This window comes from Corallococcus sp. CA053C (assembly GCF_003611675.1).
GTDB lineage: Bacteria > Myxococcota > Myxococcia > Myxococcales > Myxococcaceae > Corallococcus.
The window spans coordinates 1-2,298 of sequence record NZ_RAWA01000708.1 but is presented as its reverse complement, the minus strand read 5'-3'; the positions used below and the strand labels follow the sequence as shown (position 1 = coordinate 2,298).

At 70.6% G+C, this 2,298-nt stretch carries 3 protein-coding genes; all 3 read left to right on the top strand.

Going from position 1 to position 2,298, the window contains the following annotated elements:
- The coding region (locus tag D7V97_RS42415; RefSeq protein ID WP_147445238.1) for an AgmX/PglI C-terminal domain-containing protein at nucleotides 1–486 on the top strand (486 nt) is incomplete at its 5' end.
- A gap of 40 nt (nucleotides 487–526) precedes the next feature.
- On the top strand, nucleotides 527–1,366 hold the full coding sequence (locus tag D7V97_RS42410; RefSeq protein ID WP_120616196.1) for a GNAT family N-acetyltransferase: 840 nt from the start codon (nucleotides 527–529) through the stop codon (nucleotides 1,364–1,366).
- Between the two features lie 214 nt (nucleotides 1,367–1,580).
- The gene (locus D7V97_RS42405; protein WP_120616195.1) at nucleotides 1,581–2,030 is read left to right on the top strand and encodes a hypothetical protein; all 450 of its coding nucleotides are present in this window, start codon (nucleotides 1,581–1,583) and stop codon (nucleotides 2,028–2,030) included.
- Nucleotides 2,031–2,298 lie beyond the last annotated feature (268 nt).

Here is a 2,298-nt window from a genome sequence, read left to right as displayed (position 1 = left end):
CCCCAGGTCCCTCGCGAGCCGCCCCGCGCGACCGCGCCACCTGCTCCGAGCGCCGCTCCCCCGGTGCGGGCCCCGCCTTCGCGCGGAGGCCCCGACGCCCCCGATCCGCGCCGCGTGGAGGTGGTGGAGCCGCGGGTGGAGTCCTCTTCTGGACGCATCGACGCGGAGGACCTGCGCCTGGCGCTCCAGTCGGTGACTCCGCTCGTGCAGCAATGTTTCGAGGACGCCGCACAACGCAACCCGGGCACACAGGAAGTGAAGTTGCGCTTCACCGTGGAGGGCGAGGGCGAGGCGGGGAAGATGAACCGGGGCGAACTCGTCTCCAGCACCATCCCCGACCCGATGGTGCAGGCGTGCGTGCTGGACTCGCTCCTGGACGCACGGTTCCCCGCACCCCGGCTGGGGGGGACGGCCCGGGTTGTCTACCCGTTCCGCTTCCGCGCGCCGTCCCAGGGGCTCCCAAGACCTGGGGAGGCTGGCCCGTGAGGTCGGGTTGCGCATAAGGTTCGGCCCCCTTCCCCCGCGCATGCCCGTCACCGTCGAACAGCTCGTGCCTTCCCACACGGACGCCTTGCGCGCGCTGCTGGCGAAGGACCCCGTCCACAACCTCTACCTGCTGGGGTTGCTGGAGGAGTTCGGCATCGCGGCCCCGGCGCGCGAGGCGGCCTTCTCCTTCCACGGCCGCTTCGACAGCGGCGTCCTCACCGCGGCCGTCTTCGTGGGCGGCGACGGCGGGCTCGTGGTGCCCAGCGCCAGCGACGCCAGCGTCACGGGCGTCATCGCGGACGCGCTCGCCACGACCCTGAAGCTGCGCGCCACCGTGGGGGACAAGTCCGCGGTGGACGCGCTCGTGCGCAGCCTGTGTGACGGCAAGCCGCGCCTGTCGCGCACCCAGCGGCTGTTCAGCGTCTCCGCGGACGACCTGGGCCCCTTCACCAACCCCACCCTGCGCCTGGCCCGCGAGGAGGACGTGCCCCGCCTCCTGCCCCTGGCCCAGGGCTACGTGCGGGAGATCCTGGAGCGCGATCCGCTCACCGAGGATCCCGCCCACTACGAGGCCCGCATCCTCCAGCGCGTGCGCCAGCGCCGCACCTACGTGCTGGAGGAGAACGGCGCGCTCGTCTTCAAGGTGGACATCGGCTGCCGCTCGCAGTTCGGCGCGGAGCTGGAGGGCATGTACACGCCGCCGGACCGCCGCCGCGAAGGCCACGCCACGCTGTGCCTGGGGCAGATCTCCCGGCACCTCCTGTCGTCGCTGCCCCGGCTCGCGCTGCGCATCGACGAGCGCGACGAGAGCATGGCCCGCATCGCGCGCAAGGTGGGCTACCACGCCGGCCGCACCCAGCGGCTCGTGCTGGTGGAGTAGTCACCGTGTCGCGAGGCCCTGTTGCCCCTGGAGCCACGCAGGCAACACCGGCCTGTTGCTCCCGGCACAACAGGGATTGCCAAAAAGGCACGTAAACAACTGAAAACACGTCAGCCCTGAGGGAGGGCATGACGCTTGCTCCTGGGAGGCGTGGCACGCGGCAACCGCGAGCCCGGCGGCCCCAATCACCGCCGCATTTCATGGGAGCAGGACGATGAAGGCTTTCCAGACGCTGGCGAAGGTGTGTGCTTTCGGAGTGGTGGCGCTGACGGCGGGCACGGCGAGCGCGTGGCAGTACTACCCGGGCTCCGCGTTCAAGGCGTCCTTCGCGGGCGACGTGAGCTGTCTGAACGTGCAGAGCTACTCGGCGATGCGCAACGACTGCACGACGGCGCGTCTGGTGACCGCCACGGTGCCGATGTGGACGGTCGGCTGGCACCCGACGTCCGTGTCCATCTACGGCAACAACAGCTGGTGTGAGACGACCACCGTGAACGGCGTGGGCAACGGCGCGAACCTGGGCGCGACGACGTACACGCTGGCCGGCCCCTTGAGCTGGCAGACCCTCAACACGGGCGACCGCTACGTGTGGGAGGACTCCGCCATCGTCTTCCGCTGCAACCTGCAGCCCGGCGGCGTCATCGGCGGCTTCAGCATCGACTGACGTGCGCTTCCCCCACCTTCCGCCGGATGAAGTCGTCCGGCGGAAGGTGCCGTGTTGATGCGCGGCCGCGCGAAGTTTCGTCGTCCTCATTCCTCCCCTTCGCGCGGCCCGTTCCTTCTTCCCGCAGTCCCTCGCGAGCGTCCCGATGTCCTCCCGGCTCCAGACCTTCCTCGCCCTCTTCAACACGGCCGCTGTCGTCGGCGTGCTGCTCGCCTTCCTCGGCCACCAGCGCACGTCCGAGCAGGAGCTGGAGGCGCTGAGGGACCAG

What these genes read in the sequence shown, in the direction of transcription:
- D7V97_RS42410 (WP_120616196.1), top strand. Translation starts at nt 527, where the DNA reads ATGCCCGTCACCGTCGAACAGCTCGTGCCTTCCCACACGGACGCCTTG.
- D7V97_RS42405 (WP_120616195.1), top strand. Translation starts at nt 1,581, where the DNA reads ATGAAGGCTTTCCAGACGCTGGCGAAGGTGTGTGCTTTCGGAGTGGTG.